The 15741-nt window shown below is 72.4% G+C and carries 6 protein-coding genes; 2 read left to right on the top strand and 4 right to left on the bottom strand.

Going from position 1 to position 15741, the window contains the following annotated elements:
- Positions 1–51 precede the first annotated feature (51 nt).
- Positions 52–2346 carry an FAD-dependent oxidoreductase gene (locus tag OG892_RS38505; RefSeq protein WP_371631501.1) on the top strand — a complete coding sequence of 765 codons (2295 nt, stop codon included), beginning with the start codon at positions 52–54 and terminating at the stop codon, positions 2344–2346.
- Here the strand turns inward: OG892_RS38505 and OG892_RS38500 are convergent.
- On the bottom strand, positions 2321–10447 hold the full coding sequence (locus tag OG892_RS38500) for a type I polyketide synthase (protein WP_371631500.1): 8127 nt from the start codon (positions 10445–10447) through the stop codon (positions 2321–2323). The genes OG892_RS38505 and OG892_RS38500 overlap by 26 nt on opposite strands.
- A gap of 232 nt (positions 10448–10679) precedes the next feature.
- Here OG892_RS38500 and OG892_RS38495 point away from each other — a divergent pair, with 232 nt between their 5' ends.
- Positions 10680–11609 carry a hypothetical protein gene (locus OG892_RS38495; RefSeq protein ID WP_242436573.1) on the top strand — a complete coding sequence of 310 codons (930 nt, stop codon included), beginning with the start codon at positions 10680–10682 and terminating at the stop codon, positions 11607–11609.
- A 39-nt stretch (positions 11610–11648) separates the two neighbouring features.
- On the opposite strand, the gene OG892_RS38490 is transcribed toward OG892_RS38495, so the two are convergent.
- From OG892_RS38490 to OG892_RS38480, 3 genes are all read right to left on the bottom strand, one after another.
- A complete protein-coding gene (locus OG892_RS38490) occupies positions 11649–12800 on the bottom strand; it encodes a cytochrome P450 (RefSeq protein WP_371631759.1) in 1152 nt (383 codons plus the stop codon).
- A gap of 177 nt (positions 12801–12977) precedes the next feature.
- Entirely contained in the window at positions 12978–14033 is a 1056-nt protein-coding gene (locus tag OG892_RS38485; RefSeq protein ID WP_073733841.1) for an NADP-dependent oxidoreductase, read from the bottom strand.
- The gene (locus OG892_RS38480; RefSeq protein ID WP_371631758.1) at positions 14030–15721 is read right to left on the bottom strand and encodes a phytoene desaturase family protein; all 1692 of its coding nucleotides are present in this window, start codon (positions 15719–15721) and stop codon (positions 14030–14032) included. The genes OG892_RS38485 and OG892_RS38480 overlap by 4 nt, the downstream gene beginning before the upstream one ends.
- Positions 15722–15741: the final 20 nt, after the last annotated feature.

Below are 15741 nucleotides of genomic sequence, written 5' to 3'. Positions count from 1 at the left end.
CGCCGCACACCCCCTCGTATCCCGTCGCGTTCCACAGAGGAGTCCCCTACCGTGCGCGAAGAAGAGACCCGGCACGACATCGTCGTCGTCGGTGGCGGGCTGGCGGGCGTCTGCGCGGCCGTCGCCGCGGCCCGGCTCGGGCGCCGCGTCGCCCTGATTCACAACCGTCCGGTCCTGGGCGGAAACTCCAGCAGCGAGGTGCGGGTCTGGGTGTGCGGGGCGACCGCCCACGGGGTGCACCGGTGGGCGCGCGAGAGCGGCATCATGGGCGAGCTGTACACCGAGAACCAGTACCGCAACCCCGAGGGCAACCCGTACTACTGGGACCAGGTCGTCCTGGACGCGGTCCTCGCCGAGCCCCTGCTCGACCTGTACCTGAACACCGACGTCCGCGAGGTCGAGGCGGAAGGCCCGGCCGACGCGCGCAGCGTGCGCGGCTGCACGGGCTGGATGATGGGCTCCGAACGCCGCATCACCTTCCGCGCGGAGCAGTTCCTCGACTGCACGGGCGACGGACTGCTGGGTCACCTGGCCGGAGCCCGCTACCGCATCGGCCGCGAGGCGCGCGCCGAGCACGGGGAGCCGTGGGCGCCGGAGGAGGCCGACGACGCGCTGCTCGGCTCCACGATCCTGTTCCACACCAAGGACACGGGCCGCCCGGTCAAGTTCGTGGCACCTTTCTACGCCCGCGACCTCGCCTCCACTCCGATCCTGCGCAACCGGGTGCTGCGCACCGGCGACAACGGCTGCGACTACTGGTGGATCGAGTGGGGCGGGGAGCTGGACACGGTCCACGACAACGAGCGCATCCGCGACGAACTCCAGGGGGTCGTGCTCGGGATCTGGGACCACATCAAGAACTCCGGCGAGTTCCCCGACGCCGGAAACCTGACCCTGGAGTGGGTCGGCAGCCTCCCCGGCAAGCGCGAGTACCGGCGCTTCGTCGGCGACCACGTCCTGACCCAGCAGGACATCCTGGAGCAGCGCCCTTTCGAGGACCGGGTCGCGTTCGGCGGCTGGTCGGTCGACCTGCATCCGGTGCAGGGCATGTACGCGGACGAGCCGGGTGCCCGCCAGCGGTACGCGGACGGCGTCTTCCACATCCCGCTGCGCTGCCTGTACTCGGTGAACGTGTCGAACCTGCTGTTCGCCGGGCGGAACATCTCCGCGACCCACATCGCGTTCGGCGCGACCCGGGTGATGGCGACCTGCGCCACGCTCGGCGAGGCCGCGGGAACGGCCGCGGCGCTGTGTGTCGGCACGGGGCTTACCCCACGCGAACTGGCCCTGAAGGAACCGGAGTCCGTGCGGCGTACGCTGCTTCGGCAGGACGCCTCCGTCATCGGGGTCGCCGACGACGACCCCGGCAACCTGGCGCTCGGCGCGGTGGCCACGGCCTCCTCCCACCTGTCCAGGCTGGCGGCCGGGCCGACCGCCGCGGAGCCCGGTGAGCGGTACCCGCTCGACCGGGACCTCGCGCTGCTCCTGCCCGCGGATCCCGCGGTCGAGGCGGTCGACCTGCTCGTCCACGGGGACACCGACACCGCTCCGGCGGAGCTCACCGTCGAGCTGTGGGACACCGGACGCCCCGAGAACGCCGTGCCCCTGGGGCACCTCACGACGACCACGGTGGCGGTGCCGTCCGGGGGGCCGCACTGGGTCACCGCCCACTTCGGCCACCGCCCTCCGGCCGCGCACAACGTCGTCGTCATCGTGCGCGCCCACCCCGGGGCCGCTCTTGTCCTCGTCCCGCACCGCACCGACGGGGTGCTCGCGCTGCGCCGCAGGGCCGAGGGGGACGCGGCGGTCGACCACGACATCCCGGAGGAGGAGGGGCAGGCGGTGCTGGAGTGGCAGGCACGGGGCCTGCGCCGCCACACGTTCTGCTTCCGGCTCTCCCCCGACACCCGTGCCTTCCACCCTTCCCACGCGGTCGGCGGCTTCCAACGCCCTTACGGCGGACCGAACATGTGGTCCTCGGACGCGCTGATCGGGGCGGGCACGGACGGCACCTGGCTGCGGCTGGACTGGGACCTGGAGCAGACGCTCACCGAAGTACGCGTGGTCTTCGACGACGACGTCGACGAGTACCTCAACAACCTGCACCGGCACCGCACCCCGTTCGAGGTGATGCCAGAACTCGTACGCGCCTATCGCCTACAGGCTCTGTCACCGGACGGAACCTGGCGCACGCTGGTCTCGGAGGCGGCGAACCGGCGCCGCCACCGCGTGCACCGGCTCGCCGCCCCGGTCGCCACCCGCGCGCTGCGCCTGGTGGCCGACGCGACACACGGCGCTCCGCGCGCGCATGTCAGCGCGCTCAAGGCGTACGGCGAGGGGCGCTGAGTGGGAGTGTCGCGGGCTCGCTGAGCCAGTCGTGGACAGCGAGAGCGGTTGTGCGGGCGTGTTCCTCCAGTACGGTGAAGTGGTCCCCGGGCACGGTGACTTCCGTGTGCGGCAGGGTCCAGGTGGCCGCTGCCTCGATGCCCGGCAGCGGGTCCCCGGCCCGGACGAAGAGCGTGGGTGCCGACAGCTCCGCCGGTTCCCAGCCGGAGAACCGGTCCAGATAGCCGGCCATCGCCGTGAGCCGGTCGCACTCGGCCGGGGCGAACTGGACGGCCTTGTCGAGCATGCCGACGGTCATCGCGGAGAGCGCGGGCCCGTCCTCGGCTCTGCTCCCGCTGTCGCCGGGGAAGGTGTCGATCAGGACCACGCCGGACGGGCCCGCCCCCGTGCGTTCCAGGTGCTCGGCGACGGCGTGTGCCACCCATCCCCCGGCCGAACGCCCCAGCAGCACGAACGGCTCGCCGTCCGCACACGCGAGGACGGCGGCGGCCTGCGCGGAGACGAAGGCGTCCAGTGTGGCGGGCATCGCCTCGTGCGGCAGGAATCCCGGGTTCGGCAGCACGGAGGCGTGCCGCAGGCCCTGGAGGGTCAGCCCGAAGCGGGCGTACTCGTGGGGGCCCGACAGCGCGCTGAGAGCCGGGAAGCAGATCAGCCGGGGAAGGGCGGATCCGGTGGCGACGGCGACGGGCGCGGGCGGGGTGCCGAGGGCTTCCGCGCTGTCGAAGACCTCGCGGAAGCGCGAGGCGATCGTCAGGAGTGCCATGCCGTCCCAGGCCCTGCCCCGGGCGCAGGCCGTGCGGAAGAGGGCGGACAGGGAGTCGGCAGCGGCGCCACCCGGTGCCGGGCTCCCCGCCGGAGCCCCGTCCGTCGCTCCGCTCTGCGTCACGGTCGAGGTGGCGGGTGGCTGCGGGGCGTTCCTGGAGAACTGCTCCGCCAGGTGGGCGGCGACCGCACGCGGGGTGGGGTGGTCGAACAGGAGCGTGACGGGCAGGGCGAGCTCCGTCATCTTCGCGAGCCGGTTGCGCAGTTCGACCGCGGCCAGTGAGTCGAGGCCCAGTTCTGCCAGTGGCCGGTCCGCCTCGACCGCGGACTCCCCCTCGGTGTAGCCGAGCGCGGCCGCCGCCTCCTTGCGTACTTCCGACAGGAGCAGAGCGCCGTGTTCGCCCGCCGGTGTGCCCGCCAGCCGTCGCGGCAGGGAATCGCCGCCCTCCGGCTCCGCGAGAGCCCGGCGGACGGGCCCGTGGCCGGGCATGCGGGAGAGCGGCGCCCCGGGGGCCGCGCCGGTCTCCGGGTCCAGCCGGGCCGCGACCAGGACCGCGTCCCGGCTGGCGACGGCGGTGTCGAAGAGCGCGAGGCCTTCCTCCGTCCGCAGTGGGACGAGACCGGAACGGGCCATCCGGCGCAGGTCCGCGCCGCGCAGTTCGGCGGTCATTCCGCCGCTCTGCCGCCAGGGTCCCCAGACGAGGGAGGTGCCGGGCAGGCCGGTGCTCCTGCGGTGCTGTGCCAGCGCGTCCAGGAACGAGTTCGCCGCCGCGTAGTTGCCCTGGCCGCCCGATCCGAACACCCCCGCCACCGAGGAGAACAGGGCGAAGACCGCCAGGTCGCTGCCCCGGGTCAACTCGTGCAGCGCGAGCGCCGCGTCCACCTTCGGCCTCAGCACGCGGTCCAGGCGCTCCGGTGTGAGCGCCGGGATCACGCCGTCGTCCAGCACGCCCGCGGTGTGCACCACACCGGTCAGCGGGTGCTTGTCCGGGACGTCCGCGAGGAGCGCGGCGAGCGCGGTGCGGTCGGCGACGTCACACGCGGCCACCGTCACCTCGGCACCCAGCTCGGCCAGTTCCGCGCTGAGTTCGGCGGCGCCGGGCGCGTCGGCTCCGCGCCTGCCGACGAGCAGCAGATGGCGTATGCCGTGCTCGGCCACGAGGTGGCGGGCGAAGGAGACGCCGAGGGAGCCGGCTCCTCCGGTGATCAGGACGGTCCCCTCGGGATCCAGCCGGCACGGCGGACCTTCGTCGGTCGCCGTCCGGGAGGCCGGAACGAGCTTCGGTACGTACGCGGCTCCGTCCCGTACGGCCGTCTGCGGTTCCGGGCTCGTCAGGGCCTGCGCCAGGGCTCCCGCGGATGCGGGGCTGTCGTCGGTGTCGACCAGTGCGAAACGGCCGGGGTTCTCCGTCTGCGCCGAGCGGAACAGGCCCCATACCGGCGCGCAGACGAGAGCGTCGTCGCCCGTCGCGGCGCGGTCGTCCGCCTCCGCACCGGTGATGACGGCACCCGAAGTGACGATGACCAGGCGGGAGTCGGCCAGGCGTTCCTCGGCAAGCCAGTCCTGCACGAGCCGCAGTGCCCATCCGGCGGTGCGGTGCGCGGCCGCCGCGCGGTCCGCCCCGTCCTTCCCGGTGAGCGGCGGGCAGGCGATGACGACGGCCGGTGCGTCGGCGCCCGCGGAGGCGACATCCTCGTACGGCGTCGGCCGGACGTCCGAGCGCAGGAGTGTCTCGCGCAGTCGCGGGCCGGGCTCGCCCAGGAGACCCCAGGTGGGCGGCGAAGTCGATGCGGTGGCGGAGGCGGGCAGGGGCGTCCAGTCCAGGCGGAACAGGCAGTCGTCGTGCGCCCGGACCGCGTTCAGCTGCTCGCGGGGCAGCGGTCGCAGGACCAGCGACGCCACCGTCGCCACCGGGGTTCCGGAGTCGTCGGCCAGCTCCAGCCGTGCCCCGTTCTCAGCCGTCGGGGAGACCCGCACCCGCAGCCGGCGGGCACCGGACGCGTGAAGGCGCACACCGCTCCAGGCGAACGGCAGGGACACCCCGCTGTCGTCCGGCGCGGCTCCTGCGAGCATCAGGGTGTGCAGCGCGGAGTCCAGCAGGGCAGGATACAGTGTGAACCGGCCTGCGTCGCCGTGTTCCCCGGGCGGGAGCGAGACCTCGGCCAGGATGTCGTCGCCCAGCCGCCAGGCGGCCCGCAGTCCCTGGAAGGCCGGGCCGTAGCGGAGCCCGCTGTGGGCGAGCCGGTCGTAGAAGTCCTCGCCGGCCCCCGCGTCGAGCGGCAGCGGAACGGCGCCCTCCGGCGGCCACGGGCCGGGTGCGGCGGCGGGCTCCGGCAGCTCCTGGGGCGCGAGGGTTCCGGAGGCGTGGCGGGTCCAGGGTCCGTCGTACCCGGGGGTGTGCGGCCGTGCGTGGAAGACCACGTTCCGCCTGCCGCGCGCGTCCGGTCGTGCCACCTTCACCTGCAGCTCGACCGTTCCGTCGCGGGGCAGCGACAGGGCCGCCGTCAGGGTGAGTTCCTCCAGTACGGGGGCACCCACCCGGTCTCCGGCGTGGACCGCCATGTCGACGAACGCCGTCGCGGGCAGCAGCACGGTGTCCAGCACTACGTGGCCGGCCAGCCAGGGGTGGCCGCCGAGTGACAGCAGACCGCTCAGCAGCAGGCCGTCGTCGTCGGCTGTCGATGTGGCGGAGCGCAGGAACGGATGAGGCGCGGTGTCCGGCTCGGCCGTGGTTTCCGGCCGGTCGGCCTCCAGCCAGTACCGCCCGCGCTGGAAGGCGTACCTGGGCAGTTCCGTACGGCGTGCACCGCGTCCGGCGAAGACGGCGTGCCAGTCGATGGGCACACCGTGGGCGTGCAGCGCGGCGGCCGAGTTGAGCAGCGCCTCGGCTTCCGGCCGGCGTCCGCGCAGCGTCGGGACGACCTGGGGTGCGTGCTCGGTTCCGCCGGCTGTCGGCTCAGACGTGGGCATGTCGGACAGGCAGTCCCGTGCGAGGCCCGAGAGCACACCGTCCGGGCCGAGTTCCACAAAATGGGTCGCGCCGCGCTCCCGCAGAATCCGCACCGCGTCGGCGAAGCGGACCGGGCGGCGTACCTGGTCCACCCAGTATCCCGGTGAGCACATTTCCGCGTCCGTGGCGGTCCGGTCCACCAATGCCGTCACCAGGGGAAGCAGCGGCGGCGAGTAGGTGATCCCCCGCGCCACCTCGGCGAACGCGTCCAGCATGGGTTCCATGCGCGCGGAGTGGAACGCGTGGCTCACTCGCAGCCGCGTGGTCTCGCGGCCCTGTTCGCGCCAGTGCGCCATGGCTTCGAGCACCGCGGGTTCGTCGCCGGAGAGGACCACCGAGCGGCCGTTCAGCGCCGCGATGTCCACGTTCCGCCGCCGGCCGGCGAGGAACTCGGCGATCTCCTTCTCCTCGGCCCGCACCGCGGCCATCGCCCCGCCCGCGGGCAGTTCGTCCATCAGACGGCCGCGTGCCGCCACCAGTGTGCAGGCGTCGGAGAGGGAGAGGACCCCGGCGGCGTGTGCGGCCGCCAGCTCTCCGACGGAGTGTCCCGCCACGAGGTCCGGGCGTACGCCCCAGGACTCCAGCAGCCGGAACAGCGCCACTTCCAGGGCGAAGAGCGCGGGCTGCGCGTACCGCGTGGTGTGCAGGAGGCCGTCTCCTTCCGGTCCTTCCGCACCCGCGTCAGCGAACACCACCTCCCGCAGCGGCTTGGGAAGCAGCGGATCCAGCAGGGCGCAGGTCTCGTCGAAGGAGCGGGCGTAGGCGGGTTGGGTCTCGTACAGTTCCCGGCCCATTCCGGCGCGCTGGCTGCCCTGACCGGTGAACAGGAAGGCGACGGGGCCCGCCGGTCGGGGGCCGCCGGTGCTCACCCCGGGGCGCTGCCGCCCTTCGGCGACCGCGTCGAGGGCGGCGAGCAGGCCGTCCCGGTCTGCGGCGACCGCCACCGCGCGGTGCTCGAAGGCGGCGCGGGTGGTGGCCAGGGAGAATCCGAAGTCCAGCAGGCTCGTGCCGGGGCGCGCGGCCACTTCGGCGTGCAGCCGTCGGGCCTGTGCCCGGAGCCCGTCGGCGCTCCTCGACGACAGCGGGAACGGCACGGCCCGCTCCGAGCTCTCCCGTTCGGCCGGGAGGCCGCTGTCCGGGGCGGGCCGGTCGGCCTCCGGCGCCTGTTCAAGTACCACGTGGGCGTTGGTGCCACTGATCCCGAAGGACGACACGCCCGCACGCCGGGGCCGGCCCGTCTGCGGCCACGGCACCGGACGGGTGAGCAGTGAGACCGCGCCCGAGGACCAGTCCACCCTCGGTGTCGGCTCTTCGGCGTGCAGCGTGCGGGGCAGCACCCCGTGCTCCATCGCCTGGACCATCTTCATCACAGCGGCCATGCCCGCCGCGGCCTGGGTGTGCCCGATGTTCGACTTGACCGAGCCCAGCCACAGCGGGTTCTCCCTCGCTCCCGACTGCCCGTAGGCCGCCAGGAAGGCCTCGGCCTCGATGACGTCGCCGAGCCGGGTGCCGGTGCCGTGCGCCTCGACGGCGTCGATCTCGGCGGGCTTCAGCCGCGCGTCGGCCAGGGCCTGGCGGATCACCCGTTGCTGGGCCGGTCCGTGCGGTGCGGTCAGGCCGTTGCTCGCGCCGTCCTGGTTCACCGCGGAGCCGCGTACCACGGCCAGTACCCGGTACCCGGACCGCCGCGCCTCGGACAGCCGGGTCACCAGCAGCATTCCGGCGCCCTCGGCCCACCCGGTGCCGTCCGCGGACGCGGCGAACGCCTTGCAGCGGCCGTCGGCGGCCAGCGCGCGCTGTCTGCTGAACTCCACGAAGGAGTTGGGACCGGACATGACCGTGACGCCACCGGCCAGTGCGAGCGAACACTCGCCCCTGCGCAGCGCCTGGGCCGCCAGGTGCAGGGCCACCAACGACGACGAGCACGCCGTGTCCACGGTGATCGCCGGCCCTTCCAGGCCCAGGGTGTAGGCGATGCGACCGGAGGCGACGCTGCCCGCGTTCCCGATGCCCAGGTGGCCCTCCACCTGCTCCGGTGTGCGGGCGAACCGGCTGGCGTAGTCGCTGTACATCAGCCCGGCGTACACGCCCGTGGGCGTCCCGCGCACCGAGCCGGGGTCGATTCCGGCGTGTTCGAAGGCTTCCCAGGCGACTTCGAGGAGCAGCCGGTGCTGCGGGTCCATCGCCAGTGCCTCGCGGGGCGAGATGCCGAAGAAAGCCGGGTCGAAACGGTGCACTCCGGACAGGAAGCCGCCCTCGCGCACGTACGTCCGGCCGGCCTGCCCGGGGTCCGGGTCGAACAGCCCCTCGATGTCCCATCCCCGGTCGGTGGGGAACGGGGTGATGGCGTCGACTCCGTCGTCGACGAGCCGCCACAGGTCCTGCGGGGACTCCACTCCGCCCGGGAAACGGCAGGCCATCCCGACGATGACCACGGGGTCGTCGTCCGTACCGGCCCCGTGGGTGCGGGTGGCCGGTCCGCCGGCCGGTTCGCCGGTGAGCCGCGCCCCGAGGTGGGCGGCCATGTCCCGCGCGGTGGGGAACTCGAAGGCGACGGCCTCCGAGAGGGAGAGGCCGGTCGCCGCGGAGAGACGACCGGCCAGCACGGTGGACGTCAACGAGTCGAGGCCGAGGTCGCGGAAGGCGGTCCCCGGCTCCACCTCCTCGACGGCGCAGCCCAGTACGGCGGCGACCTCGGCCCGCACCAGGGCCGGCAGATCCACCGCTCCCGTCCCCGCGGGCGAGGTGGCGCCGGCCGCCGCCTCCAGGGGCCTGGCCGGCAGGTCGGTGAGCGCGTACCGCTTGGTCTTCCCGGACGCGGTCCGCGGGATCCCGGCCACCTCGTAGAGGGCGGCGGGGACCTTGAACGGTGACAGGTGCTCGCGGCAGGCGGCCAGGACCGCTCGTCTGTCGAGCGCGCCGGGCGTCTGCGGCACGAGGTAGCCGACCGGCACCTCACCGAGTACGTCGTCGGGCCGGCCGGCCACGGCGGCGTCCTTGATCCCCGGCAGGGCCAGCAAAACCGCCTCCACCTCGGAGGGGTGGATGTTCTCGGCGGCGCGGATGATCAGCTCGCTGACCCGGCCCGTGACGGTGACTTCGCCGTCGGCGTCGATCCGGACGAGGTCACCGGTGCGGTACCACCCGTCGCGCAGGACCTCCGCGGTGTCGTCGGGCCGGCCGTGGTACCCGGTCATGACCCCGGGCCCGGAAACCCACAGCTCGCCCTCCCCCAAGGCTTCGCCGCTGCTCGCGCCGCCGTCGCCGATACGTGCCCGGGTGCCCGGGAGCACCCGGCCGCACGAGCCTTCCGGCCGGGCGGCGCCCGGCACCGGCATGGTGACGGGCCCCGCCTCCGTGCTCCCGTAGTGCTCGAGGAACGGGACTCCGCAGGTCTCCTCGAAGTCGCGCCGGAAGGCGGGCGCGGCCGCCATGCCTCCGCTGACACAGCCACGCAGCGCGGGGGCCCTCAGCCCCTCGTCGCGTACGGCGTCGAGGAGCTTGCCGTACGTCGTCGGCACGCCGGCGAGCAGCGTGAACGGGTCGTCCGTCCGGCGCAGTTCACCCAGCACGTCCGGCACGGAGAACCTCGGCAGTAGCACGGCGGAGGCACCGGTCGTGGCCACCCCGATGACACAGAGGATCTGGCCCATGGCGTGGTGGAGGGGTAACGGCCAGAGCAGCCGGTCTTCGCTCGACATCCCGAGGACGCCGACGAGACCGGAGGCCACGGTGGACAGGCGGTTGCGCTGTGTGGACAGCACGCCCTTGGGGCTGCCGGTCGAGCCGGAGGTGTAGAGCAGCCATGCCGACTCGTCGAGCCCGAGGTCGTCCGGAGCGGGGACGGATGGTCCGGTGCCGGCCATGTCCTCGTAGGAGAGCGTGCCCGCGGTATCGGCCGCCGCGTCGTCAACGCCCGCGTCGACGAGTACCACGGTCAGATGAGGGCGCTCCGGCAGGAGCGGCCGCAGCGTGCCCAGATGGGGCCGGTCGGTGAAGACGACCCTGGATCCGCTGTCGTCCAGCATGTGGGCGAGCTCGGCCCGGGTGCTCCGCGAGTCCATCGGCACGCCGACCGCGCCCGCTCTGGTGACAGCGAGAACGCTCTCCACGGCTTCGACACGGTTGCCGAGGAGGACCGCCGCCCGCTCGCCGTGCAGCAGTCCCAGTCCGGTCAGCCGGCCGGCCAGTCGGCCGGTCCGCAGCTCCAGCTCCTCGTAGGTCACCCGGGACACGGAGTCCTGGAAGGCGACCTTGGAGCCGATGTTGCGCGCATGCTCCCTGAGCAGCTCGGGCAGTGGCCGGATCTGGGCTACGCGTGGAGTCACCGGGACGAACACATCCTCTTCGGACGGTAGTTGATGTTGGTCCAGTATGGATCGGCAGCCGGGTGAACCCATCACCCGTTCGAAACAGGCGTGTTGGCGGGTCGCGGGGGCGGTCGGCCGGCGGATGGCTCGTTCCCGTCCGTGCCTGCCCGGTGCCTGTTCCGTTTACCGCGGTTCGGACCGATGCTGGCCGGGACGGGTGCGGGCGGGGCGGGCCGACAGAGGAGCGCGTGTGACGGTCAGGGCATCGGACGGAGCGGGCAACGACCAGGGGCAGGGCGCCGAGCCGGGAGGCGGGGCGGCCGGTACCGCCGCCCCGGGCGCGGCTCAGGAGTCGATGACGCCCTTCGACGAGATCTACGACCGGCCAGATCCACGGGCCTTTTTCGGCGCCTTCCGGCCGCTGGGCTACCGGACGCCGCACCATGCCCAGCAGATCCACCGCCGGCTGGTCGCGACCGGTGTGTGCGCGACGGGGGCCGGGGCGGTGCTGGACATCTGCTGTTCCTACGGCATCAACGCGGCCCTGCTGAACCACGATCTGACGCTGGACGACCTCTACGACCACTACACCTCGCCCCGGGCATGCGCGATGACCACCGGCGAACTGACCTCCTGGGACCGCGAGTTCTACCGAGCCAGGCGGCGTCCGGACGCGGTCCCGGTGTTCGGCATCGACGCGGCGTCCAACGCCGTCGCCTACGCACGCGAGGTGGGCCTGCTGGACGAGGCCTTCGGGGAGAATCTGGAGGTCGCGCCGCCGTCGGCCGCCTTGCTGCGCGCGGCACGGCGCATCCGTCTGATCACGGTCACCGGCGGCGCCAGCTTCCTGTCCTCGCGCACCTTCCGGCCACTTCTGGAATCGGCCGAAGCTCCGGTCTGGGTGGCGTCGCTGGTGCTGCGTACCGGCTCCTATCGGCCCATCGCGGAGTGTCTGGAGTCCTTCGGACTGGTCACGGAGAAGGCCACCCCCCACACCTTCGTGCAGCGCCGCTTCACCAGTCCGCAGGAGCGGCAGTTCGCCGTCGAGTCGGTGACCTCGGCCGGCGAGGACCCTCGGGGGAAGGAGACGGACGGCCATTTCCACACCGCTGCCCATCTCTCCCGTCCCGCCCGGGACACCGTTTCGTTCCCGGTCACGGACCTCGTGCGCCCCTCCTGAGCAACTCACTTACATGAGGGTGTGATGGAAGCCGGCCGGCTACTTCCGTGGCCAGCTCACCTCAAGGCGTTCCGGGCTGCGCGAGGTGGTCCCCATCCGCCAGCGGACGGATTCCGGCGGTTGGGACAGCCTGAGCCCCGGGAACCTTGCCGCCAGACGGTGCAGGGCCAGCTGGAGTTCCGTCCTGGCCAGCCAGGCACCCAGGCAGTAGTGCGGTCCGGCGCCGAACGACAGGGTGGGTGCCTCCATGGGTGCGAACAGGTCGTCCGCGGTGCTGGGCGGGAAGACGGCGGGGTCGCGGTTGGCCATTCCGCAGTCCGCCAGGACCACCGCCCCGGCCGGGATCAGCACGCCCCCGACCTCGACGCCCTCGGTGGCGCGGCGGGTGCTTCCCCGGTCGTCGCCCAGGGGGATCAGGTGGAGCAGGCGGTCGGCCACCGTGCCGGCCTCCTCCTCGGAGGCCGCGAGGAGCGGCCAGGCCTCCAGCCTCTCGGTGAGCAGGTAGAGGAGCGAGTTGCCGAGCATGGTCATCGTGCTGTCGTGTCCGCCGACCACCAGCCCGCAGACCAGGCTGACCAGTTGCGCCTCGGGAATGTCTCCCTCCTCGTCGGCGGCCCGTACCAGTCCGCTCACCAGATCGGCCCCGGGATCGCGCCGCCGTGCCGCCAGGAGCTGTGCGCCGAACTCGGAGAACTCGGCCATGGCGGGGCCCACCTCGTCACCGCTGCGGGAGCCGTCCGTGAAGGCGTGATCGCTCCAGTGGCGCATCCGCTCACGCGCGGACTCGTCCAGCCCCATCAGCCGGCTGATCACGGCCACCGGCAACGGCAGGGTGAACTCCGCGACGATGTCCGCCTGCCCTTCCCCCTGCGCGAGTCCGTCGAGCAGCTGCTCCACGATCGCCGCGATCCAGGGCTGCCACCTGGCGACCGCGCGCGGAGTGAACGCGCGGCGCAGGGTGCGGCGCAGCCGCAGGTGGTCGGGGCCGTCCTGGTTGAACATCAGGTCCGGGTCGTTGACCAGCCCCGGTGCCTGGGTGACGGACGGACCGTCCGGCGCGTACAGCTCGGCGCGGCCGAACCGGCTGTCGCTGAGCACCTGTTTGACATCGGGATACCGGCTGACCAGCCAGGCCGGCGACCCGTCCGTGAGCTCGGTGAGCCGGGGCGGGCCCGGGACGCCGAACTCCATGCGGTGGAGCGGCGCCGACAGCGGTTCGGGACCGGCACTGACTGCGGTGGACAAAGTACCTCCTGGCTGTGCTGGTTCGACAGGAAAGCGGACCGGCGGACGGCCGGACCGAGATGGCGCGGAGGGGCGGCCGAAATGGCGTGGAGGGGCTGGGCCGGACGGTCACGACTCGACCCGTCACAACTCGACCAGCACCTTCCCCAGGTTGGCCCCGCGGTCGTGGTAGAGGCTCCCGTAGGCCGCGGGGATGCGGTCGAAGCCGTGGTGGAGGGTGTGGTCACAGACCACCTCGCCCCGCCGGACGCGGTCGCCCAGCTCGGTGCGGAGCGCCTGCCAGTTCTCGTCGGTGAACCACTCCAGGGAGAAGATCCCGCGCACGGTGGTCCGCGGGAACATGATGTACGGCAGGAGCCGGGGTCCCACGGCGTCCTGGCCGACCTGGGTCGCCCACTGCCAGCACACGGCCACCCGGCTGTCGATGTTGAGCATGGAGAAGACCGCGTCGGTCACGGCACCGCCGAGGTTGTCGAAGTAGCGGTCCACGCCGTCCGGAGCGGCACGGACGAGCGCGTCGCGCACGCTGTCGGCGCTGTCGCCCTGCCGGTAGAGGACGACCTCGTCGAACCCCAGCCGGGAGAGGTACTCCGCCTTCTGCGGGCTGGACGTGGTGCCGATCACTCGGGCGCCCGCGAGCCGGGCCAGCTGGCCGATCAGCGTCCCCACCGCGCCGGACGCGCCGCTGATCACCAGGGTGTCCCCCGGTCCGGCGTCGAGGAACGTCGCGAGCGTGCCCCAGGCGGTCATGCCCGGACCGCCCATCGCGCTCAGTGCCGTCGCCAGGGGCAGCGTGTCGTCGTACCAGCCCGGGTCGAGCCGGCGGAAGGCGGGGAACACCATCGGGAAGGTCCCCGTCTGCCACAGGGATTCCTCGCCGGAGCTGACCAGGTGGGACCGCCAGCCGCCGAACCCCTGCACCAGGTCACCCGGCCGGTGTGCGGCCCGCGGACCCGCATCCAGCACTTCCATGATCGAGTCGGCGCCCATGTGCCGGCCCAGTGGGGTGTCCAGGGCGATGCCCTGGAGGTAGGGGTCGACCGAGACGTAGAGCGTCTTGAGCAGCATCTCGTCGGGTGCGAGGTCCACGTCGATGTCGCGGACGACCTTCTCGTAGATCCGGTCGACGTCGGGAGTGCCCTCGACGTGTTCGCGGACGACCCATTCCTTGATCTTCACTTCTGCTCCTGTTCCTGTTCCACACCGGTGGATCCGGATCGGGCGGCGGGGAGCCCCCCGACCGGAATGACGAGATGGGTCGGCGGCGGCCGGGTCTCGTCGAGGGAGGCGGTGAACGCCCTGCCGTCGTCGCGGCAGACGAACTGCATGACGTGCCGGCCCGCCGCGGCCGCGCGGATCAGCCCGCCCGTGGTCGCCCAGACGCCGGACAGGTAGAAGTTCTCCAGGCCCGGGAGCCCGGGGCCGTGCTTCTTGACGAGCTCCTCCAGGGTTTCGCCGCTCTCCACGAACGGCTGCCATCCCAGGACCGTCCCGTCGTGGTTGCCGGTGTATCTGACCTGGGTGAGGGGGCTGGACACGTCACGTACCGCGATGGCGTCCTCCAGGCCCGGGTACCGCTCCTCCAGGAACTTCACGAGCGCCGTGCGTGCTCGCCGTTTGGCCGCGTAGTAGCCGCGGCCGTGCCGAACGGGGAGGGTGTGGAGCTCCTGGCCGCCGCGGCTCCGGGTGATCTGTTCCGGGCCTTCGTCCAGGGCTCGCCAGGGGGCGATGTCGCAGAAGTAGGTGGCGTAGACGATGGTCGTCCCGTCCGGCGAGAGCTCGGGGTAGTGGCGGCTGCGGAACTGGACGTTGATGCTGCGGTGGCGGATGCCGGTCAGTTCTGCCGCCTGCGCCTCGTCCAGCAGATAGGTCGTGCACGGTTCGCCCTCGGGGAAGGGCCGTTTCAGGCCCAGGAAGAGAGTGAAGTAGCCGGGGAACACCATGCCCGGTTCGTTGAGGGTCTCGGTGTAGAGCCGTCGGTAGGCGTCGTTCAGGTAGCGGCCTCCCAGGAGCTTCATCATCGTGGTGGGTCCGTCGCAGGCGGACACAATGATGTCCGCGCGCAGTTCCCGGCCGTCGCTGAGCCGGACACCGACCGCCCGGTCGTCCTCGATGAGTACCTCCTCGACCTTGGTGTTGTACGTGACCCGGCCGCCGAGCCTGCGGTAGCGCTGCTCGATCGACTCGGCCAGGCCGAGCGAGCCGCCTTCGGGAACGCCCGCCGAGAGGTTGGCGTGCGAGGCGAGCTGGAAGTGGGTCGGCAGTACGGGGAACGCCGGGTGCTTCTCGTACAGGACGAAGTTGAACGCCTCCCGCAGCAGCGGGTCCTTGAACCGGGCCGAGTACTCCGACATCAGCACCGAGATCGACTTGCGTACGGCGTTGAAGTAGGGGACGAACGACGCCAGCATGCGCCATCGCTCCACCCGCCCCATCAGTCCCACGGGTTTGAGGAACGGGTAGACGGCCAGCGCCTTGCGGAAGGAGCGCAGCTGGCGGCAGAACTCCCGGATCTGCTTCGCGTCGGCGGGCGAGAGTTCGGTGAGGTGGTCCTGCAGCCGGTCCGGGTCGGAGTAGAAGTAGACCGCTCTGCCGTCCTGCCCCCGCACGATGTTGAAGACGTCGAAGTGGCGCACCTCCTTGCCCTGGAGCGCGCCGAGCTCCAGCCAGATCTGGTGCATCTCGTTGCCGGGGCCGCTGCCGAGCATCCAGCTGACACAGGCGTCCAGGGTGAAGTCGCCGCGTTCCCAGGCGGTGCAGCACCCTCCCGGGATCTCGTGCATCTCCAGCACCTGGGAGCGGTAGCCGTTCATCTGCGCGTAGCAGCCGGTGGAGAGGCCGCCGAGCCCGGCGCCGATGATGATCATGGTCTGTCTGTCGCGCGGTG

Source organism: Streptomyces sp. NBC_00341, assembly GCF_041435055.1.
In the GTDB taxonomy this organism is placed as follows: Bacteria; Actinomycetota; Actinomycetes; order Streptomycetales; family Streptomycetaceae; genus Streptomyces.
This window is presented reverse-complemented; position numbering and strand designations above follow the sequence as displayed.